At 62.6% G+C, this 20,004-nt stretch carries 17 protein-coding genes and 1 pseudogene; 3 read left to right on the forward strand and 15 right to left on the reverse strand.

The features are described from left to right. Positions 1–8: 8 nt before the first annotated feature. The 5 genes from IYW40_RS03565 to IYW40_RS03585 form a co-directional block, all read right to left on the reverse strand. The gene (locus IYW40_RS03565) at positions 9–1,505 is read right to left on the reverse strand and encodes a pyridoxal-dependent decarboxylase (protein WP_196399406.1); all 1,497 of its coding nucleotides are present in this window, start codon (positions 1,503–1,505) and stop codon (positions 9–11) included. Between the two features lie 118 nt (positions 1,506–1,623). Then, positions 1,624–2,331 carry a fumarylacetoacetate hydrolase family protein gene (locus IYW40_RS03570; RefSeq protein WP_196399407.1) on the reverse strand — a complete coding sequence of 236 codons (708 nt, stop codon included), beginning with the start codon at positions 2,329–2,331 and terminating at the stop codon, positions 1,624–1,626. Positions 2,332–2,358: 27 nt separating this feature from the next. Continuing rightward, positions 2,359–3,330 carry an Hsp33 family molecular chaperone gene (locus IYW40_RS03575; protein ID WP_196399408.1) on the reverse strand — a complete coding sequence of 324 codons (972 nt, stop codon included), beginning with the start codon at positions 3,328–3,330 and terminating at the stop codon, positions 2,359–2,361. Next, complete coding sequence (gene argF, locus IYW40_RS03580) at positions 3,330–4,274, reverse strand: ornithine carbamoyltransferase (protein WP_196399409.1); 945 nt, start codon at positions 4,272–4,274, stop codon at positions 3,330–3,332. Before argF ends, IYW40_RS03575 begins: the two co-directional genes overlap by 1 nt. Next, entirely contained in the window at positions 4,274–5,470 is a 1,197-nt protein-coding gene (locus IYW40_RS03585) for an aspartate aminotransferase family protein (protein WP_196399410.1), read from the reverse strand. The genes argF and IYW40_RS03585 overlap by 1 nt, the downstream gene beginning before the upstream one ends. Positions 5,471–5,885: 415 nt before the next feature. On the opposite strand from IYW40_RS03585, the gene IYW40_RS03590 reads away from it, so the two are divergent. Beyond that, positions 5,886–6,404: a GcrA family cell cycle regulator gene (locus tag IYW40_RS03590; RefSeq protein ID WP_196399411.1), complete on the forward strand. Its 519-nt coding sequence runs from the start codon at positions 5,886–5,888 to the stop codon at positions 6,402–6,404. Positions 6,405–6,422: 18 nt separating this feature from the next. On the opposite strand, the gene phoB is transcribed toward IYW40_RS03590, so the two are convergent. The 9 genes and pseudogenes from phoB to repA form a co-directional block, all read right to left on the reverse strand. Continuing rightward, positions 6,423–7,169, reverse strand: coding sequence for a phosphate regulon transcriptional regulator PhoB (gene phoB, locus IYW40_RS03595; protein ID WP_175095680.1), 747 nt, complete (start codon positions 7,167–7,169; stop codon positions 6,423–6,425). Beyond that, positions 7,166–7,879 carry a phosphate signaling complex protein PhoU gene (phoU, locus tag IYW40_RS03600; protein ID WP_196399412.1) on the reverse strand — a complete coding sequence of 238 codons (714 nt, stop codon included), beginning with the start codon at positions 7,877–7,879 and terminating at the stop codon, positions 7,166–7,168. Before phoU ends, phoB begins: the two co-directional genes overlap by 4 nt. A 24-nt stretch (positions 7,880–7,903) precedes the next feature. Beyond that, positions 7,904–8,689, reverse strand: a complete 786-nt coding sequence (pstB, locus tag IYW40_RS03605; protein WP_196399413.1) for a phosphate ABC transporter ATP-binding protein PstB — start codon at positions 8,687–8,689, stop codon at positions 7,904–7,906. After that, complete coding sequence (gene pstA / locus IYW40_RS03610; RefSeq protein ID WP_196399414.1) at positions 8,686–9,528, reverse strand: phosphate ABC transporter permease PstA; 843 nt, start codon at positions 9,526–9,528, stop codon at positions 8,686–8,688. The genes pstB and pstA overlap by 4 nt, the downstream gene beginning before the upstream one ends. Before the next feature lie 12 nt (positions 9,529–9,540). Then, positions 9,541–10,530 (reverse strand): phosphate ABC transporter permease subunit PstC, encoded by a 990-nt coding sequence (pstC, locus tag IYW40_RS03615; protein WP_196399415.1) that lies wholly within the window; start codon positions 10,528–10,530, stop codon positions 9,541–9,543. Between the two features lie 149 nt (positions 10,531–10,679). Further along, positions 10,680–11,738, reverse strand: coding sequence for a phosphate ABC transporter substrate-binding protein PstS (gene pstS, locus IYW40_RS03620; protein WP_196399416.1), 1,059 nt, complete (start codon positions 11,736–11,738; stop codon positions 10,680–10,682). A gap of 149 nt (positions 11,739–11,887) precedes the next feature. Next, complete coding sequence (locus IYW40_RS03625) at positions 11,888–12,985, reverse strand: ATP-binding protein (RefSeq protein WP_196399417.1); 1,098 nt, start codon at positions 12,983–12,985, stop codon at positions 11,888–11,890. Next, positions 12,982–14,055, reverse strand: coding sequence for a lysylphosphatidylglycerol synthase domain-containing protein (locus tag IYW40_RS03630; RefSeq protein WP_196399418.1), 1,074 nt, complete (start codon positions 14,053–14,055; stop codon positions 12,982–12,984). The genes IYW40_RS03625 and IYW40_RS03630 overlap by 4 nt, the downstream gene beginning before the upstream one ends. A gap of 241 nt (positions 14,056–14,296) precedes the next feature. Then, positions 14,297–15,403: pseudogene (repA, locus tag IYW40_RS03635) on the reverse strand (plasmid partitioning protein RepA); the annotation flags it as partial. 509 nt (positions 15,404–15,912) lie between these two features. Between repA and IYW40_RS03640 the strand changes: the two are divergent. After that, complete coding sequence (locus IYW40_RS03640; protein WP_196399419.1) at positions 15,913–16,707, forward strand: FecR family protein; 795 nt, start codon at positions 15,913–15,915, stop codon at positions 16,705–16,707. A gap of 1,176 nt (positions 16,708–17,883) precedes the next feature. Then, positions 17,884–18,783 carry a CpsB/CapC family capsule biosynthesis tyrosine phosphatase gene (locus IYW40_RS03645; RefSeq protein WP_196399420.1) on the forward strand — a complete coding sequence of 300 codons (900 nt, stop codon included), beginning with the start codon at positions 17,884–17,886 and terminating at the stop codon, positions 18,781–18,783. Between the two features lie 417 nt (positions 18,784–19,200). On the opposite strand, the gene IYW40_RS03655 is transcribed toward IYW40_RS03645, so the two are convergent. After that, positions 19,201–20,004 (reverse strand): GDP-mannose 4,6-dehydratase (locus IYW40_RS03655; RefSeq protein ID WP_246720610.1); only part of this gene is annotated, 804 nt, incomplete at its 5' end.

Here is a 20,004-nt window from a genome sequence, read left to right on the forward strand (position 1 = left end):
GCGCGGCGTCAATCCTCCGAGAGCCGGGTCTTGCCCGGCCCGTGCGGTTCGACGAGCGCGTCGAAATCATGCGGCTCCTTGCGGGCGCGCCGCAGCGCCGCGTCGAGAAACTCGGTGAAGGCGTCGATGTCGCGCTCTTCGGTCCGGTGGTTGATGATCGCGGCGCGGATCGCCGGAATCCCGTCGAGGATCGTCAGCGACGGCGCCGCCTCGCCGCGCTCATGCAACTCCATGACGATTTCGCGCGCCAGCGAACCGTCCTCATCGTCCTTGACGCCGAAGCAGACGATGTTGAGCGTCACCGGCGCGCGCAGCGCGAAAGCGTCCGACTGCGAGATCCACGCCTCGAGCCGCTTCGCCATGCGGCAGGTCTGCTCGATACATTGGCCCAAACGCTTGGCGCCGAAGGTTTCGATGGTGAACCAGGTCTTGAGCGCACGAAAGCTGCGCGACAGGTCGGGGCCGAGATCGCAAGGCCAGGTGTCGCCCGCCGCGAGGCCGCGCGGCGCACGCGTCAGATAGGCGGCGTTGGCCGCGAAGGCGCGCTTATGGGCCGCCTTGTCGCGCACCAGAAAGAAGCCGGCGTCATAGGGGACGTGCAGCCATTTATGGAAGTCGAAGGCGACGCTGTCGGCGCGCTCCAGTCCTTTGATCAACGGCTTGAGCGCCGGCGAGAGCGCCGCCAGCGCGCCGAAGGCCCCGTCGACATGGAACCACAAATCCTCGCTGTGCGCGACGTCGGCGAGCCGGTCGAGCGGATCGATGGCGCCGGTGTCGACCGTTCCCGCCGTGCCGACGATCAGAAAAGGCCTGAAGCCCGCCGCGCGGTCGGCGGCGATGGCGCGGCGAAGATCATGCACCTTCATCGCGCGCCGCTCGTCAGAAGGAATGAGGCGCAGATGCCGCGCGCCGAGCCCCGCGAGCTCCATCGCCTGGCGCACGCAATTATGCGCTTCGCGCGACGCATAGGCGATGAGCTGGCCCGGAAGCGCGCAGAGCCCGTTAAGCCGCACGTCCTTGTCGCCATAGGCCTGGTCGCGCGCGACGAGCAGGCACAGGAAGTTGGCGATCGAGGTTCCAGTGACGAAAACGCCGCTCGCGTCGGGCGGAAAGCCGAAAGCCTGCGCCATCCAGGCGGCGATCTGGCGCTCGACGTCGATGGCGATGTGATTGCGTCCGCCGCAGTTGGAGTTCATGCCGGCGGCGAGCATTTCGGCGATCATGCCGGCCGGCGTGCCCGCCCCCTGCGCCCAGCCCATGAACATCGGATGGGTGTTGCCGGTCGCGAAGGGCTTGATGTAGCGGTCGAAATCCTCGAGCACGGCGGAGAACTCGCGGCCCTCTTGCGGAAGGTCGCGTTTGAAGCGGGCCCGCGCCTCTTCGCTCGGCTCAGTCCAGACGGGGCGCTCGCGCAGATCGCGCAGATTGTCGAGCATCGTGTCGAGCGCGCGATGGCTCTCGGCGCGAAATTCGTCCCAGTTTTCGGGGTCGAGATTTACCGGCATGTCTAGAGCCTCGCGCGCCGGGGGCTCAGTGGAGGCGCAACCACGGTTGCGAAAGATCGCGCGAAGGCGTTTCACGCTTGTGCAAATAGCCGGGTTTCCCTGCTTGGCGCAACCTGGCTTATTTTCCGATGCTTACGGTCACAGACCCGACGCGCTCGACCTCGCCTTCGACCCGGTCGCCGGGAAGGAGCGGTCCAACGCCCGAGGGCGTGCCGGTGAAAATGAGATCGCCGGGCGCGAGCGCGACATTTCGCGACAGCGCCGCGATGATGTCCGGAACGCTCCAGATGAGATCGCTAAGGTCGCCTGTCTGTCGCAGCACGCCATTGACGGAGAGCGCGATGCGCCCCCGCGTCGGATGGCCGATGGCGGCGACGGGGCTGATCGCGCCGATGGGCGCGGAATGGTCGAAGCCTTTTGACATGTCCCACGGCCAGCCGGCGCTGCGCGCCGCCGTTTGCAGGTCGCGCCGGGTCAGGTCGATGCCGGCGGCATAGCCGAAGACGCAGTCGAGCGCCCGCTCGGCGGGAATATCGGCCCCTCCCTTGCCCAGCGCCGCAACCAGTTCGATCTCGTGGTGAAGATTATGCGTCAGCGTCGGATAGGGAATGGTCGCGCCGCTCTCGACCACCGCGTCGGCGGGCTTGGAGAAGAACACCGGCGGCTCCGCGCCCCCGCCCTTGGCGGGGTCCTTTCCCATTTCCCGGGCGTGCGCGGCGTAGTTCAGCGCAATGCAGAAGATCCGCCGCACGGGAAATCGCCGCGCGTCTTGCGCGATGGCGACGCTTGGAAAGGGCGGCGGCGGAAAGATGAACTCAGCGGACATTTTATTGGCTTCGCGCTTGGCGGCTGATCAGTCGAAATCGGCGGGATCGAAGCTGCGCAGCGTGCCGCAGAATTCGCAGGTGACGCCGATGCGGCCGTCGTCGCCGATCATATCGCTGCGCTCTTGCGGCGAGAAGCTCCTCAACAGTTTGTCGATGCGCTCGTTCGAACAGCGGCAGAATTCCTCAAGGGCGCGTTCGGTGAAAACCTTGACGCCCCGCTCGTGGAAAAGGCGATAGAGCAGTCGTTCGCCCGAAAGCGCCGGATCGACAAGCTCGTGGTCTTCGAGAGTGGCGGCGAGCGCCTGGCCTTCGGTCCAATGATCGCTGTCGTTCTCGGAAGGCTCCTCCGCCCCGTCCGGCGCGTCGCCGGGTGGAAGATCGCGCGCGCGCGCGCCACCCGGAGGCAAATATTGCAGCAGCAGTCCGCCGGCGCGCCAGCTGGCGCCCTGCGGCGTGACGATTTCGGCGACGGCGAGTCTGACGAATGACGGGATCTGCTCCGATTGCCGGAAATAGATATGCGCGGCCTCGGCGAGGCTCTCGCCCTCCAGCGGCACGACGCCCTGGTAGCGCGCGGCGTCTTCCTCGCGTTCGATGGTGAGCGCCAGATGACCGCGTCCGAATAGCGCCGCCGGCGAGGCGTCGCGTATTTGAGCGACGCGCTCAGCGTCGAAACGGGCGAAGCCGCGCAGCTTCCCCGGCGCGTCATAGTCGACGACGAGCATGTCGACCGGGCCGTCGCTGCGCGTCTGCAGCTGGAAGCGGCCATGCGATTCCAAAATCGAGCCGAGCAGCGCGGCGAGCGCCACCGCTTCGCCGAGCAGGCGCGCGACCTGCGGCGGATAGGCGTAATGGCTTAGGATGGAATCGACCGTCGGGCCGAGACGCACGACACGGCCGCGCAAGTCGAGCGCTTCGACCGCGAAGGGCAGCACCCGGTCATCCTCGGAATGGAGCGCGACTGGCCGGCTCGGCGCCGAAGCCCCGCCTTGCGGCATTAGAACTGCCCCGGCGCGAGACACCAGCACAGCACGCCTTTTTGGGCGTGAAGGCGGTTCTCGGCTTCGTCGAAGACGACCGACTGCGGTCCGTCGATCACGTCCTCGGTGACCTCCTCGCCGCGATGCGCCGGCAGGCAATGCATGAAGACGGCGTGCTTGGCGGCGGCGCGCATCAGTTTCGAGTCGACCTGATAGGGCGCGAGCGCCGCGCGGCGCTGGTCCTCGTCCGCGTCGCCCATCGACACCCAGCAATCCGTAATGACGGCGTCGACGCCGGCCACCGCCTCATAGGCGTCGCGGGTCAGATTCATCTTCGCGCCATTGGCTTTCGCCCAGCTCACCAGTTCTTCCGAGGGCGCAAAGTTCGCCGGCGTCGCCACATTGATCGTGAAGCCCAGGCGGCCGGCGGCGTGCACCCAGCTCGTGAGCACATTGTTGGCGTCGCCGCTCCAGGCCACCGTGCGCCCTTCGATCGGACCCAGATGCTCCTCGAAGGTCAGCACGTCCGCCATCACCTGGCAGGGATGCGACTGTTTGGTGAGGCCATTGATGACCGGCAGATTGCCGTAGCGCGCCAGCTCCATGAGATCGGGATGCGACAGAATGCGCACCATGATTGCGTCGAGAAACCGCGCGAGCACGCGCGCCGTGTCGGCGATGGTCTCGCCGCGGCCAAGCTGCATTTCGGCGCCGGTGAGCATGATCGTCTCGCCGCCGAGTTCGCGCATCGCGATGTCGAAGGAGACCCGCGTGCGGGTCGACGGCTTGTCGAACACCATGCCGAGATATTTGCCGGCGAGCGGTCGTTCGGTCGCCGCTACGCCTTTGACGCGGCGGGCCTTGAGCGACGTCGCGACATTGAGAATGCGGCGCAGCTCTTCGCCGGAGTGATCGGAAAGATCGAGAAAGCTGCGCGGCCGAGTCAGCGAATGGACGGTCATCACGCGGCTCCGAGCTTTTCAGCGGGCGCGGCAAGCCGGGCGCAGGCGTCGGAAAGGCGCGCCGCCGCCGCAGCGATATCGCTCTCGTCGATGATGAGCGGCGGCAAAAGGCGCACGACATTGTCGCCGGCGAGCACCGTCAACAGCCCTTCGGCGCGGGCGGCGGCGGCGAAGTCGCCGTTCGGAATCCGCGTCTTAATGCCGAACATCAGCCCTTCGCCGCGGATTTCTTCGATCAGCGACGGATAGCGGTCCTCGAACTCCGCCAGCCGCTGGCGCAACAGCGCGCCAAGCCGCGCGACGCGCGCCATGAAGCCCTCCGCGAGCACGACGTCGAGAACGGCGCCGCCCACGGCCGTGGCCAGCGGATTGCCGCCGAAGGTCGAGCCATGCGCGCCCAGCGTCATGCCTTTGGCCGCCTCGCGCGTCGCAAGGCACGCGCCGAGCGGAAAGCCGCCACCCAGCCCCTTGGCGAGCGCCGCGATATCGGGCGCGACGCCGGCATGTTCGCAGGCGAGGAACTTGCCGGTGCGGCCGACGCCGCATTGGACTTCGTCGAACACCAGCAGCAGCCCGCGCGCGTCGCAAAGCGCGCGCAGCTGCGTAAGGAACGACGGCGAAAAGACGCGTAGCCCGCCTTCTCCCTGAATCGGTTCGAGCAGGACGCCCGCCGTTTCTTGCGTGATCGCCGCCTCGACAGCGTCAAAATCGCCGAAAGGGACCTGATCGAAGCCCTCGACGGGCGGCCCGAACCCTTCAAGATATTTCGCGTTGCCGCCTGCGGCGATCGTCGCGAGCGTGCGGCCATGGAAGGCGCCTTCGAACGTGATCAGCCGATAGCGTTCCGGCTGCCCGTTGACCGCGTGGAATTTGCGCGCGGTCTTGATCGCGCACTCCACGGCTTCCGCGCCGGAATTGGTGAAAAAGACCAGATCGGCGAATGTGGCGTCGCAGAGCCGCTCGGCGAGCCGCTCGGCTTGCGGGATGCGGAAGAGATTGGAGACATGCCACGGTTCTTCCGCCGCGCGCTTTAAGGTCTCGACGAGGCGCGGATGATTGTGGCCGAGCGAAAGAACGGCGACGCCCGCGCTGAAATCGAGATAGCGGTCGCCGTTTTCCGCAATCAACCACGCGCCTTCGCCATGTTTGAATGCAAGATCGGCGCGCGGATAGGTCGGATAAAGCGCTGACGTCAAGAGCCCTGCTCCATGCTCCCGTCGCTGGCTCCGGCCAGAGGAAGCTCGAAAAACAAAGCGCCGCCCTTTTCGGGCGGCAGTTCAGATCGGATTTTAAGCGCGCCGCCCGACGCGGTCAAATCCATGGCGCGGTTCGATCATTAGCGTCAAAGCGGCTGGCGCGGCTCCGCAAGGGTGAGTCCTGCGAGCAACAGTCTCACCGAAAGCCTGTTGAGAACGCCAGCGCGCGCTTGCCAGCGCGACTCGCGCATGATTCAAAGTAAACAGAAAGTTTCTAGTCGGCGCCCGCGTAATTCGTTTGGGCGTGTTCTCTCGAGTGTTGATGCGCAATCACATCGCCGCAGGGCTTCAGGCCTGCGCTGCGGTCGGAAGAAACATCCGATCCGCGCTCGACCCGAAAGAATGGAGAAGCCTAATGTCATGGACCGACGAACGCGTCGAACTGCTCCGCAAGCTTTGGACCGACGGTCTCAGCGCCAGCCAAGTGGCGGCTGAACTTGGACCGGGCATCACCCGCAACGCTGTGATCGGAAAGATCCATCGTCTCGGACTCGCCGAACGCGCCAAGACGGCGAGCGCGCAGCGGCCGCGCGCCGCCAAAGCCCCTCGCCCGACGCACCCGCGCATGAACGGCGTCTCCTCGCACGGCAATCTGGCGCTCGCTTTCACGCCGCATGCGCTGGCGGCGCCGCGGCTTGCGCCTGAAGAAGAAGTAGTGATCCCGATGTCGGAGCGCGTCACGATCATGGAGCTCCGCGAATCCATGTGCCGCTGGCCGATGGGCGATCCGACATCGCCGGAGTTCCGCTTCTGCGGCTGCAAGTCAACTGTCGGCGGCGGGCCGTATTGCGCCTATCATGCGCGCGTCGCCTATCAGCCGGCCCAGGATCGCCGCCGCGCGCGCGATCAGTTCCGGACGCAGCGCTACGCGTAATCTGCGGCGGCGGACGCGTCACTCGTGTCCGAACGTTTCGTCGAAAGAATAGCCCGCGCCGCGCACCGTGCGGATCGGATCCTTCTCGCGACCGCGGATCAGCGCCTTGCGGAGCCGTCCGACATGGACGTCGACCGTGCGCTCGTCGATCTCCGCCGACATGCCCCAAACGCTGTCGAGCAGCTGCGCGCGCGTGAACACGCGTCCGGGCTTCTCCATAAAATATTCGAGCAGCCGGAATTCGGTCGGACCGAGGTGGATTTCGCGGGCGGATCGCCGCACGCGACGGGTGTCGCGGTCGAGATCGATATCGCCGAGAGTCAGCCGTGAGGCGACACGCTCGGGGCGCGCCCGGCGCAGCAGCGCGCGCACCCGCGCCATCAGCTCCGGAGTCGAAAACGGCTTGACGACATAATCGTCGGCGCCAACCGAAAGACCGCGCACGCGCTCGCCTTCCTCGCCGCGCGCGGTCAGCATGATCACCGGCATGTCTCGCGCGCTGTCCCGGGCGCGCAGACGTCGGCAGATTTCAAGTCCGGAAACGCCCGGCAGCATCCAGTCGAGAATGACGAGATCCGGCGGCGACTCCGCGAGCCGCAGCTCGGCTTCATCGCCATTGTCGACATGCTCGACCTGATAGCCTTCGGCTTCGAGATTATACACGAGCAGCGTCGCGAGCGACGTCTCGTCCTCGACGACGAGGATTCGCGGCGCCCGATCGCTTTTCCCGCTCCGCTGTAAGACGGCGGAAGTCACTTCGCTCATTGCGCCGCCTCATCCTTCCCGAAGTCGGCAACGCGCGATTTTGGCCGCTCCGTAGGCATCGCCTCGCCGGTCACCAGATAAACGACCGTCTCCGATATGTTGGTTGTATGATCGCCGATCCGCTCCAGGTTCTTTGAGCAGAACAGGAGATGCGTGCAGAAGGATATATTGCGCGGATCCTCCATCATGAAGGTGAGGAGATCGCGGAACACGGAATCCTCCAGCGCGTCGAGATCGGAATCGTTCTGCCAGACCGCGCGCGCCCGCTCGGTGTCGCGCAAGGCGTAGGCGTCCAGCGCGTCCTTAAGCTGCATCGCGGCGATTTCGTGCATCGACTTCAGACCGACGATCGCGCGCGGGACGCGGGCCTCCGACACGATCTTGAGCGTTCGCTTGGCGATGTTCTTGGCGAGATCGCCGACGCGCTCGATGTCGCCGGAAATGCGAATCGCGGCGATGCATTCGCGCAGATCGATCGCAAGCGGCTGTCGGCGCGCGATGGTGAGAATGGCGTTCTCCTCGATTTCTCGCTGCAGCGCGTCGAGCCGCGGATCGCTGGAGACGACCCGATGGGCGAGGTCGACGTTGAAGCCGGAGAGCGCGTCCATCGCCTCCGCCAGCATTTTCTCCGCGACGCCGCCCATTTCAGCGATGCGACGTCCGAGCGCCTCAAGGTCGCGGTCGTAGGATTTAACAATATGATCGCTCATGAGCGCCGTCCTTGAATCGCTGGTTTAGCCAAAACGGCCGGTGATGTAGTCAAGCGTCCGCTTTTCCTTCGGCTTGTTGAAGACGTCGTCCGTTTCGCCGAATTCGACGAGTTCGCCGAGATACATGAAGGCGGTGTAATCGGAGATGCGCACCGCCTGCTGCATATTGTGGGTGACGATGGCGATCGTGTAGCGGTGAGTGAGCTCGTCGATGAGCTCCTCGACCTTCGCCGTCGAGATCGGATCGAGCGCCGAACATGGCTCGTCGAACAGGATGACCTCCGGCTGCACCGCGACGCTGCGCGCGATGCAGAGGCGCTGCTGCTGTCCGCCTGAGAGGCCGAGACCGCTCGTGTGCAGTTTGTCTTTCACCTCGTCCCAAAGGGCTGCGCCGCGGAGCGCGCCTTCGACGCGCGCGTCCATGTCGGCGCGCGACAGCTTCTCATACAGCCGAATGCCAAACGCGATGTTCTCATAGATCGACATCGGGAAAGGCGTCGGCTTCTGGAAAATCATGCCGACGCGCGAGCGCAGGGCGTTGAGATCGATCGCCGGGTCGAGGATGTTCTCGCCGTCAAGCAGCACCTCGCCCTCTGCGCGCTGTCCCGGATAAAGATCGTACATCCGGTTCAACACGCGCAGCAGGGTCGACTTGCCACAGCCAGAAGGCCCGATAAAGGCCGTCACCTTGTTTGTGCGCAGCGGCAGGCTGATGTTCTTGAGCGAACGATCCGCGCCGTAGTAGAAATCGAGGCTGCGGACCGAAACTTTCGTCGGCGGCTCTTTGAGGGCTTGGACAGCGGCGTTCATTTCGATTTCCTCCGGCCGGCGCTCAAGGCGCGCGCGGCGATCGATAGGGCGAGAACAGCGACAGTGATGAGCAGCGCGCCGGTCCAGGCGAGTTGCTGCCAATCTTTGTAGGGCGATAGCGCAAACTGGAAGATGACGACCGGCAGGCTCGCCATCGGCGCCGAGAGGTCGCTGCTCCAGAACTGATTGTTGAGCGCGGTGAAGAGCAGCGGCGCCGTCTCGCCAGAGACGCGCGCTACGGCGAGCAGCACGCCGGTGATGAGGCCGGCTTTTGCGGCGCGGTAGGCGACCTTTCCGACGACATGCGCACGTGGCGCGCCAAGCGCGGTCGCCGCTTCGCGCATCGAACCCGGCACGAGCAGCAGCATGTCCTCGGTGGTTCGTACCACGACAGGGACGACCAACAGCGCCAGCGCCACGGCGCCGGAGATCGCTGAGAAGTGGCCCATCGGATGCACCAGGATGGTGTAGACGAAGAGGCCGACGACGATTGACGGGGCGCTGAGCAAGATGTCGTTGATGAAGCGCACGACCATGGTCAGCTTCGTATGGCGTCCATATTCCGCCATGTATGTGCCGGCCAGCATGCCGAGCGGCGTGCCGACCGCGACGCCGATTGCGGTCATGACCAGCGAGCCGGCGATGGCGTTGAGCAATCCTCCCGCGCTGCCGGGAGGCGGCGTCATTTCGGTAAAGACCGCCGGCGACAGGCCGCGGACGCCTTCATAAAGAAGCACCCCAAGGATCACAAAAAGCCAAGCCAGCCCGAAAATCGCCGCGACCCAGCAGAGCGTCGTCGCGATGGAGTTGGCGCTGCGTCGAGATGCATAAAGAGACATGAAGCGCCTCCCTTACGCCGACTTCTGTTCGATGCGCATCAGCATGTAACGCGCGACCGCCAGAACGACGAAGGTGATGAAGAAGAGGATGAGGCCGAGTTCGATCAGCGCCGAGGTGTAGAGATCGCCGACCGCCTCGGTGAACTCATTGGCGATCGTCGCCGAAATCGTGGTGCCGGGCGCGAGCAGCGACCCGGAAATCTTGTGCGCGTTGCCGATGACGAAAGTGACCGCCATCGTCTCGCCCAGCGCGCGGCCCAGTCCAAGCATGACGCCGCCAATCACGCCGACGCGCGTGTAAGGGATGACGACATAGCGCGTCACTTCCCATGTCGTGGCGCCGATGCCCCAAGCGGCTTCTTTCAGCACCAGCGGCACCGTTTCGAAGACGTCGCGCGAGATCGAGGCGATGAAGGGCAGCACCATGATGGCGAGAATGAAGCCCGCGGTCAGCATGCCAATGCCGTAAGGCGGGCCGGCGAAAAGCGTCGAGAACACCGGGATATCGCCAAAGGCGGCGATCAGCGCAGGCTGGACATGCGACTGGAGAAACGGCGCCAGAACGAAGAGGCCCCAAATGCCGTAGATGATCGACGGAATCCCGGCCAGCAGCTCGATCGCGGTGCCGATCGGCCGACGCAGAACGTAGGGGCAAAGCTCTGTGAGGAAAATCGCAATGCCGAGGCCGACGGGCACGGCGATCAGCATGGCGATGATCGAAGTCATCACCGTGCCGTAGATCGCCGGCAACGCGCCGAAGTTCTCGGTGACCGGATTCCACGACTGCGAGAAGAGAAAGCCGAAGCCGAAAGTCTTCATCGCCGGCCATGAGCCGTAAACGAGCGAGACGATGACGCCGCCCAGAATGACCAGCACGATCACGGCCGCAGCGCGCGTGACCTGGCCAAATAGGCGGTCGACGAGCGCCAGCCGACTGAGAACGCGCGTTCGATCGGCTGCGACTGAGAGCGGCGCCGCCTGCTGCAAGACTACTTCCGACATGTCTGAACCCGCCTCCCCGCCGGCTCCGTTCGCGCTTCGCGGGCTCGGCTCGATCGAGAACATTCGCTCATCTCCCGGCGCCGTCCCTCGCGAATGGCGCCAATCACAACCGACGGCCGCACTGAACGGCCGTCGGTTCAACCAAAAGGTCAGTTCGGCCGGGTCGCAAGCGACAGCGGCTTGCCGTCCGGTCCCTTGACGCTCGTCCAAGTCTTCTTGATGAGCTCGACGACCGGTTTCGGCATCGGAATATAGTCGAGTTCTTCAGCCATCTTCCCGCCGCTGGCGAATGCCCAGGAGAAGAATTTCAAGGCCTCGGCCGCGGCGGCTTCGTCCTTGGACTCCTTGGGGAGAAGGATAAAGGTCGCTGCGGTGATCGGCCAGGACTTCGCGCCAGGCTCATTCGTCAGGATCTCATAGAATCCCTCGGCATGGGCCCAATCCGCGCCCGCGGCGGCCGCCTGGAACGTCTCCATGCTCGGCGCGACGGTCTTGCCGTCCTTGTTGATCATTTTCGTGTGAGTCAACTTGTTCTGCTTGGCGTAGGCGTATTCGACGTAGCCGATCGATCCCTTGGTGTTGGCGACGTTGTTCGCGACGCCTTCATTCCCTTTGGCGCCGATTCCCACGGGCCATTCGACCGAAGCATTCGCGCCGACCTTGGACGCCCAGTCGGGCGAGACCTTCGAGAGGTAATTGGTGAAGTTGAAGGTCGTTCCAGATCCGTCGGAGCGATGCACGACGACGATCGGCGCCGAAGGAAGCTTCGCCTTCGGATTGAGCTTCTTGATCGCCGGATCGTCCCACTTGGTGATCTCGCCGAGGAAGATTTTGGCCACGGTCTCGCCACTGAGCGTGAGGTCGCCGCCTGCCATGCCAGCGTGGTTGACCACGGGCACGATGCCGCCGATCACCTGCGGCCATTGGATCAGACCCGCCGCCTCGAGGTCCTCGGGTTTCAGCGGTTGGTCGCTGGCGCCGAACGTAACCGTCCGCGCCTTGATCTGCTTGATGCCGCCGCCGGAGCCGATAGACTGATAATTGAGTCCGCTGCCGGTCTCTTTCTTATAGGCCTCGGCCCATTTGGCGTAGATCGGATAGGGGAAGGTCGCGCCGGCGCCGGAAATGTCTATGGCGGCAGCCCCGCCGCACATGACGGCGAGCGCCAACGCCGCGCCAGCGCCGCGCCTGAAAATCGTCGAGATCATTTGAGGGTCTCTTTTGCTCGAGAACGGACTTGCGATGCGCCCCGCGTCATCGCGCCGCGGAAACTACTCGTCCGACAACAGCTTTTTGTGACGAAAAGATTACAGTATGATGACAGTGAATACACTTGTATTTTAAACACTTACATATTCTAGGCTGAATCGCTCGCCGGCAGAATGACGCGAAACAGCGTTCCCTCGCCAAGCGCAGACTCGATCCCGAGCCGGCCACGGTGGCGCAGCACGATGTGTTTGACGATGGCGAGGCCCAATCCAGTGCCGCCTTTGGCGCGGCTCTTACCGGCGTCGACCCGGTAGAAACGCTCCGTCAGACGCGGAATATGCTCCGGCGCGACGCCGGGACCATAGTCGCGCACCGAGAGAATGACGAGCGCCCCTTTGCGGGATAGCGAGATGTCGATGGGCTTGCAGCCGCCGTCGTCTCCGCACCCGTATTTCAGGGCGTTCTCGACGAGATTCTCGATGACCCGGGCAAGCTCGTCCCGATCTCCAGGCGCGACGACGTTCGGCTGCAGATCGAGATTGATGGCGACGCCCCTGTCTTCGGCCATCTGTGACAGCGTGTCGACGATATGCGCGACGAGCAGCGTGAGATCGACGGGCGTGGCGGGCCGCAGATGCATGTGCTGCTCGATGCGCGACAGCGACAGCAGATCATCGACGAGGCGCGCCATCCGCTGCGCCTGCTCGCGCATGATGCCGAGGAATTTGTTGCGGGTTACGGCGTCCTCGCGCGCCGGACCTTGCAAGGTTTCGACAAAACCCAGCAGCGAGGCGAGCGGCGTGCGCAGCTCGTGGCTGGCGTTGGCGACGAAGTCGACGCGCATGCGCTCGACGCGCCGGGATTCGGTCAGATCGCGCAGGCTCACGACGGCGGCGGGCTCGAACCCTTCGATCTGCATCGGCGCGACATGCGCTTCAAACCAGCATTCCACCGGCAGGCGTTCGACCCAGACGGTCTTCTCCGTCTCGCCTCCGGCGAGCACGCGCGCCACAGCGTCCAGCATATCGGGCGAGCGAAGGCTGCGGGAGAGCGGTTCGCCCTGCCGAATGGCCGGCGAGAGCGCCTGCGCCGCGGCATTGACGGCGGCGACATGGGTTTCGGAGTCGATCACGAAGATCGGCTCCGGGAGCGCGTTGATGACGGGCGCCAGGAGATCTATCGCCTGGTCGCGCCATTTGCGCCGCTGGGTCGACAGTGTCGTGGCGACTGGTCCGGCGCCGTTCAATTCGAGCGCTCCTCCAAAATGCGCGCGATCGCATCCCGCAACGTCGCCCAGCGGCGCGCGCCCTCATCGGCGCCGAGAAGCGCAAGCGCGACAACGAATGGAATAAAATAATAGATCATGCGAAACAGAAGCAGCGACGCCAGAATGCTTTCATGCGACGTCGCCGGGATGGCGTGCAACATCGTCGCCTCGAAGACGCCGATGCCGCCCGGCGCATGGCTGATCACGCCGAGGACGCAGGCGACGACATAAACCGCGACGAATGGCACAAAATCCAGTGGGACGCCCTCGGGAAGCAGCACATAGAGCGCGCCTGCGGCGCAGCATAGGTCGGCGACCCCAAGCGCAAACTGCGCCACGGTTGGTATAAGACCCGGCAGCTCCAGAGCGTGGCCGCGAAGTCGAATCGTCCGGCGATCAACCGTGACCCAGGCAAAATAGAAGAGCACGCCTGCAAGTATGAGAACGCCGGGAATGATGTGAAGGAAGGCAGGCAAGCCGTCGAGCGCTTCGAGCGCTTCCGCGCCATAGATAAAGCCTATCCCCATCACCAGCGTCATCCCGAGCCAGAACGTGACGCCGGCGAAAACCGTTATGTTGGCGACTTGCAGCGCGCTCAACGCGACGCGAGAGTAGATCCAGTAGCGCACGGCCGCGCTGGTGATGATGGGAAATCCAAGGTTGAAGGAAATGGCGTAGCTTGCGAAGGACGCAAGCGCAGCGACCCTGTAGGGCGCGCGCGTTCTCATATGATAGAGGGCGACGACGTCATAACCGGTCAGGAACAGATAGGAGAGCGCGGAGAGAGCCAAGGACGCGAGAATCTGCGCGCCGCTCGTCGCGCGAAAAGCATTCAGCAGATCGGCGTAGCTGAGACTTGAGAGCGTTCGGCCCAGAATATAAGCGGCGAGCGCAAAGACGGCGAGACTGGCCGCCACGCCCAGCGCGCCGAGCGCGCCTCTCGGTAGCCGTTCACGCAGCGACTCGAAAAATCTGCCGCTTGCTTGTGGCCTCACGACGGGCAGCCCCGGCGTCGTGGCTTCGAACACGTCGTTATCGCGCGAAGTCACGCCGCCCTCGTCGCCCAACGCCCGGATCTCGGAGCCTTCAATGCACAACCCTCGTACTCGTCATATCGCTTGAAGCTGGCCTTTGTCTTCTTGCAAGCGTCATCCGGTTCAATCCCTCGATCATGTCATGGCGATGACTGGCATTGCGACGACTAGCACGGCGATGACTAGCACGATCCCAGTCGCTCGCGCCTCTCAAAAGGTTGGCGCTCGGCGATGCGACGTCAAGTCTGCGCCTGCAGGCATCATGGCTCGCCCCGAACGTCGAGCGAGTGAACTGGTCCCTGCTCACCTCGTAAAGCGTCTGCTTGGCAATGCCGGCGTCGGCTGTCGCCGTGCTCTTGAGCATTGGAAAATTGAGCACATGCTCCCCGAACATTGAGCACATGAAGGACACCATCTGGTTCTGCGGACCGTCGCCCGACTCATAGCGAGTGACGAGATGCGGCATCCAGTCGTAACCCCATTTTGCCGCCGGCCTTGGCGACGCCGCCGAGAAGGTCGGACGTCATGATCGGGAACTGGCACATCGACATGACGTCGAGCATTTGTGGATGAACCGTCACCAACACGGCGGTCGCGGCGCACATCGCCGACGGTCAAAAATCCGAGTTGGGGCGGGCAAGCGATTACACCGACGTCATACTGGTCGGCGACCGAGGCGAGCGCGGAGTCCCTACGCGTGAAAAACATCGACTCGACCTGACGATCGGTCATGAGAGCCTTTGGCGTCTCGTGCTCGAATTCCATGAGTTCGAGATTGCCGGGAATGAAGCTTAAATTGTCAAAATAGGTTTTCCGAACGATGTCGCTGAGGGGTCGCCTGCTGTCGTCGTAGCGGATCGCCCCGTAGAGGGTCTCATTCTCTCCGACGTCGAATTCTGGCTGCACGCCGTGCAGCGCGGAGAGGCTCGCCTGGGGATCGAGGTCAATCGCAAGCACCCTGTAGCCGCGAAACACGAGATATTGGGCGAGGTGAGCCGCCGTGGTGGTCCTGCCGCTGCCGCCTTTAAATTGACGACAGAGATGACCTGCAGATGCTCCGAGCTGTTTCGAAAACGAATATATTTGCGGTCGGGCTTGCTGCTGGCGTCGAGATATACGCGTAAAGACTGGATGTCGCCGAAGGTGTACGAGCGGCGGCCATTTGGACCGACTTCAACGGCTGGGCCTTTCTTTTCTAAAGACAGGCGGCGCAAATAGCCGTCATTAACCCGATCAGTTTTGCCGCCTCCAGCGTCGAGAATCGTCGTAAAGTCTTCTTCGCCTCAGGAGGGACGAGTTGCAACCGATGCGCTTGGAGACGAGCCGAAAGCTCCCGCGTATCGGCGCCGACAAGTTCGTTGATCGCATTCGATCGAAATTGGAGAACAGGGGTGTCCACGGCAAATCTCTTCAGCCACGCTTTCTAGCGATCGGCGTCGTTTGCCGTGACAAGATCCCCCGATTCGGCCTCAGTGGCAAGGAGTTTTGAGTTAATCAAAGGTTAACGCCGCGTAAGGACATCGTCGGCTCATCACGACATTATTACGCGCCCACAATCCGGCAAATTTCGCCAAGCCGGCAAGCCATGCTGCGGAGAGCCGCTGTGCTCGAGGCCTGTCGCGCGCAGGATGCGCTTCACGCCAAGTCAAAGTGCAGAAGGCCTATCAGATAGCCGCGTATGCATAGTTGTAAGCGAAGAGCCACAAAGCCTGGCGGAACGCGAACGGTCGAACAGGCTGTTGCAAAAGGACAACAAGGCGAAAGTTTTTTGTTTTTTCGGTCGGCATTGGGGCAACGCCAATTGGCGTTGAGGGTCATAGGTAATATGCTCTAGCAACATTTTTTAATATCTATCACTGGCGAGACAGCGCGATGCGGCTTTCATTGGCGGGCTGGCACTTCTTCGCAGCTGCGGCGCTCGCCGCAACGCCACCAGCGTGGGCACAGGAAAAGATCGGCATCGCAGTCATAGTGCGCAATGACGTGAGTGGGATGTTGTTATCCCGGACCGTGCCCATCAGCCCCGGTGAGGATGTTTTCGGAAAGGAGATCGTGAAAACCGGTCCTGAAAGCTCGGCCAAACTCGTTTTTGCAGATAGCACAAATCTTGCTGTTGGACCGAACGCGAGCGTCACGCTGGACAGGTTCGTTTTTTCGGGTCCGACGGACTATAAAAAAGCGGCAGTGACGCTGGTCAGGGGAGCTTTCCGCTTCACAACCGGCACTTCCGACAAACGCGCCTATGAAATTAAAACAGGAGTGGCAACCCTTTCGGTGCGGGGAACGGTCGGCGACATTCTCGCGCGCGAACGCGAGACGATCGTTACAGTGGTCTCCGGGGCGATATTGGCATGTTCGATCATGAGCTATCGATGCACGGTGGTTCTCGCGGGCGAAACTGCAAAAATCACGTTAAATTCTGCCAGCAAAAAGACGGTCCAGGGGCCGAACGCATTTAGCTTCGAAGGAATCTGCGCAGCGGACCCATCGGTGTGCGTGGTCACGCCCTACCAACATGCGGCGAATGAAGTGGCCCCTGATCTGACGCCCTATGCAGTGGGAGCCGCCGCTCTCGGAGCTGTTGGCGCCGGTATAGCTGCAGGGACGGCGCACAGCGCGTCCACACCTCCTTTCATTCCGCCGCTCTTCAGCCCTGCTAGTCCATAGGTTGCTAGCGTCTAACAGCTACTCGCAGTCAAGGGCTTGGCGATCTGGGTTCGTTGCCTGCTGAGCGACCGCGAGGTCTCGCGGCGGCTATCGGGCGCGTTCGAACCGACCTAGCGAGCTCTTTGTCGATGTAACGGAGAACGCTTCGTTTGCTCGTTGAGTCTGGAAATAAAAGGTCTACCAGTTCCGTGGAACTGAGAAAAAAACGAACCGTTCGCTCATCGAGCGAATCTGTTCGCAAAATGTCTTTCAAAGCTATTCGCCTGCGCCACAACGTCGGAAAGCCAAAATGCGGGAACAGCCTGCGCGGAAACGAAATTTTCCGCGCATTTGCGCGAATTCCGATCGCCTCGGCAAGAAACGCCTGGGCGCTAAAAAGCGCCACGAGGCCGGAGAATACGCGATAGTTTAGAGCAAAATCTTGCTCAGTAAGTTCGTCCAGGAAAAGTAACCATAGAATCGGTCCAATGGCGAATACTGACCAAAAAGCGCAAACCCTCCAAAATCTGACGGCCCCACTCCCCTCCAGCATATGTAATTCCTACTACTAAAATCGTGGTTGATAATCAGGCGCGGGGCGTCGAAGGCGACTGCAGTGTAGCGTTAGCTTTATAATGTAAGTCGTCGTGACTTATAGCTTATTTGCCGAAAACTTTAGCCTCACTCCGTCACGCCGTCAATGCCCCCAGGCGCTCACGCCGGCTCGTGGATTGTGGCTGTCCGATTCAACTGTCCTCGCTAAATCACGCTTCATCAGCTGCGTCGCTCGGACGCGGCCCCGGAACGCTTATGGCGAATCTTCAGCGAAAAACACGATGAAAGTAATTGCCGACGAAGAAAACGAAGACGGTTGCGATATCCACGGCAAGAAGCGAGCGGAGGCTCGGCCTTCTCCTTAGGGCTGTCCGCGTATCTCTGGCGCCGGAAGCGTCGGACGCGCCGATGTGAGAGCGCCTGCCGACTGCGCTCAAGCTTCCTCCATGATCGAAATATGCGGCGCGAGCCTTCTTCTCATCGCCCGAGTGGATTGAATCTCAATTCGATAGCGTCTGGAGCGTTTCCGAAAAGGCATTGCCGCGCTCAAGGCGCTTTTTTGGATGGCCGTTAAGTCAAAGAAAAGGCATTATTTGTTACGAAGTTAGCCTGTTCGCAGGCGCCAGCGTCGAGGTCCATTTCATGATTGATCTGCATTCGCATATTTTGCCCGGAATTGACGACGGCGCCGCCAATTTCGACATTGCTCTCGAGATGGCGCGTATTGCCGTCGCCAATGGCGTCACCGTTCAGGCTTGCACGCCCCACATCTTTCCTGGCGTCTATGATAATTCCGGTCCGCAAATTCGATTGGCGGTCGAAGAATTTCAGAACTGCCTGGATGAACATGGAATTCCATTGTGCCTGGTGACTGGCGCCGACGCCCATATCGTTCCAAACATGGTGGGTGGATTGCGATCTGGCGCAATCCTATCGCTTGCTGACACGAGATATGTGCTCGTGGAGCCGCCACATCACGTTGCGCCGCCACGTATTGAATATCTCTTTTTTGAACTCCTGAGTGCGGGCTACGTGCCGATTCTCACCCATCCTGAGAGGTTGACGTGGATAGAAAGTCGTTTTGAGACATTCGTTCAGCTCTTCCAGGCTGGCGTCTGGATGCAAATTACCTCCGGTTCAGTGACAGGCTCCTTTGGCAGGAGACCTCAATATTGGTCGGAACGAATGTTGAATGAAGGGATGGTCCATATTTTGGCTTCTGACGCCCACGGAGCAAGGCGCCGAAGGCCTGACCTTGCCGAGGGACGCGCGGCGGCGGCGAAATGGCTGGGCGAGACAGAGGCGGAGCAGCTTGTTCTTATTCGTCCGCGCGCGATCTTGGAGAATGTCGCTCCATCTGACGTGACCCCCCCAGCCCGGGCACAGCATTCGAACTCGGGTGACCCCTATAGCGTAGAGAGTCGTTCTCGCGGGCAGCGGTCGCGATGGACCGGGGCTGGGCGCGACAGCGGGCCGGGAGAAAAGCGCCGACACGGCGCAGATCGCGGTTTTTCAGGGTTGCTCGACCGTTTTTTTGGATAATAGAAACGTGAGCGGCACGGCCTGCCCGCACCGGGGTGAGCCGCCCGTTCTCCAGAGTAGCGATCCCGGCAGAATTTATAGCCCCGATATTGCGCGACGGCTTCCGCCTGCGTAAGCTGATGAAGGTCGTTCACGCCACGCAATTCGGTCTCATCGGCGATGACAACGGCGGTTTCACGTCTGTCCGCCCGCGCCAGCTCCACCACGTCGGTCAGGTAGAACTCGCCCTTGGCGTTCTTGTTATCATTTTTTCAAAGAGACGTAGCGCGTGGCCGCCGTCAATCGCCATCAATCCGGCGTTGCAGAGCGTGACTGCGCGCTCTTCGTCGCTTGCGTCCTTCTCGTCGAGAAGGGCGACGAGGCGCCCGGAAGCGTCGCGCAGCAGCCGTCCTCCGTAGTCAGCCGTGATGACCCCGCTTACGCGACGCCGGCGCCTCCGGCAAGCGCAGCGCCAATCGTCGGCGCCGTGACGAGCGGCGTTTCGGCGAACGTCTCGCGGCGCGACGATTTTTGGCTGTCGGACTCGCGCCGCAGCCGCGCGAGATCGGCGTCCACCATCTCGCAAATCATTTCGCGAAGATCGATCTCCGGCGTCCAGCCAAGAACCTGCCGCGCCTTGCTGGAATCGCCAAGCAAAACGTCCACCTCGGCCGGACGGTAGAACGCCGGGTCGATGATGACGAATTTTTCCATGTCGAGGCCGGCGTGCTCGAAAGCGATGTGGCACATATCGCGCACCGTGGTGGTGACGCCGGTCGCGACGACGTAATCGTCCGGCTTCTCCTGCTGCAGCATCAACCACATGGCGCGCACGTAATCCTTGGCGTGCCCCCAGTCGCGCTTGGCGTCGATATTGCCGAGCCGCAACTCCGTGGCGCGGCCGAGTTTGATCGCGGCGACGCCGGTCGTGACCTTGCGGGTGACGAATTCGACGCCGCGCAGCGGGCTTTCATGATTGAAGAGAATGCCCGAGGAGGCGTGAAGGCCGAAGCTCTCGCGATAGTTCACCGTGATCCAATGGCCGTAGAGCTTCGCCACGGCATAGGGGCTGCGCGGATAGAAGGGCGTCTTCTCGCTCTGCATCGGCTCCTGGATGAGCCCGTACATTTCCGAGGACGACGCCTGGTAGAAGCGCGCTTTGGGCGCGCCGAGCCGCATCGCCTCAAGCACGTTGGTCACGCCGACGCCGGTGACGTTCGCGGTGAGGAGGGGCTGGCGCCA

Origin of the sequence: Methylocystis sp. H4A, from assembly GCF_015709545.1 — a bacterium.
Classification (GTDB): domain Bacteria; phylum Pseudomonadota; class Alphaproteobacteria; order Rhizobiales; family Beijerinckiaceae; genus Methylocystis; species Methylocystis silviterrae.

Bases quoted from the DNA above. Each gene is read 5' to 3' on its own strand.
- pstA (WP_196399414.1), bottom strand. From the start codon at position 9,528: ATGTCTCTTTATGCATCTCGACGCAGCGCCAACTCCATCGCGACGACG.
- IYW40_RS03645 (WP_196399420.1), top strand. From the start codon at position 17,884: ATGATTGATCTGCATTCGCATATTTTGCCCGGAATTGACGACGGCGCC.
- pstS (WP_196399416.1), bottom strand. From the start codon at position 11,738: ATGATCTCGACGATTTTCAGGCGCGGCGCTGGCGCGGCGTTGGCGCTC.
- pstB (WP_196399413.1), bottom strand. From the start codon at position 8,689: ATGAACGCCGCTGTCCAAGCCCTCAAAGAGCCGCCGACGAAAGTTTCG.
- IYW40_RS03640 (WP_196399419.1), top strand. From the start codon at position 15,913: ATGCGGCTTTCATTGGCGGGCTGGCACTTCTTCGCAGCTGCGGCGCTC.
- IYW40_RS03575 (WP_196399408.1), bottom strand. From the start codon at position 3,330: ATGCCGCAAGGCGGGGCTTCGGCGCCGAGCCGGCCAGTCGCGCTCCAT.
- IYW40_RS03570 (WP_196399407.1), bottom strand. From the start codon at position 2,331: ATGTCCGCTGAGTTCATCTTTCCGCCGCCGCCCTTTCCAAGCGTCGCC.
- IYW40_RS03565 (WP_196399406.1), bottom strand. From the start codon at position 1,505: ATGCCGGTAAATCTCGACCCCGAAAACTGGGACGAATTTCGCGCCGAG.
- argF (WP_196399409.1), bottom strand. From the start codon at position 4,274: ATGACCGTCCATTCGCTGACTCGGCCGCGCAGCTTTCTCGATCTTTCC.
- phoB (WP_175095680.1), bottom strand. From the start codon at position 7,169: ATGAGCGAAGTGACTTCCGCCGTCTTACAGCGGAGCGGGAAAAGCGAT.
- pstC (WP_196399415.1), bottom strand. From the start codon at position 10,530: ATGTCGGAAGTAGTCTTGCAGCAGGCGGCGCCGCTCTCAGTCGCAGCC.
- phoU (WP_196399412.1), bottom strand. From the start codon at position 7,879: ATGAGCGATCATATTGTTAAATCCTACGACCGCGACCTTGAGGCGCTC.
- IYW40_RS03590 (WP_196399411.1), top strand. From the start codon at position 5,886: ATGTCATGGACCGACGAACGCGTCGAACTGCTCCGCAAGCTTTGGACC.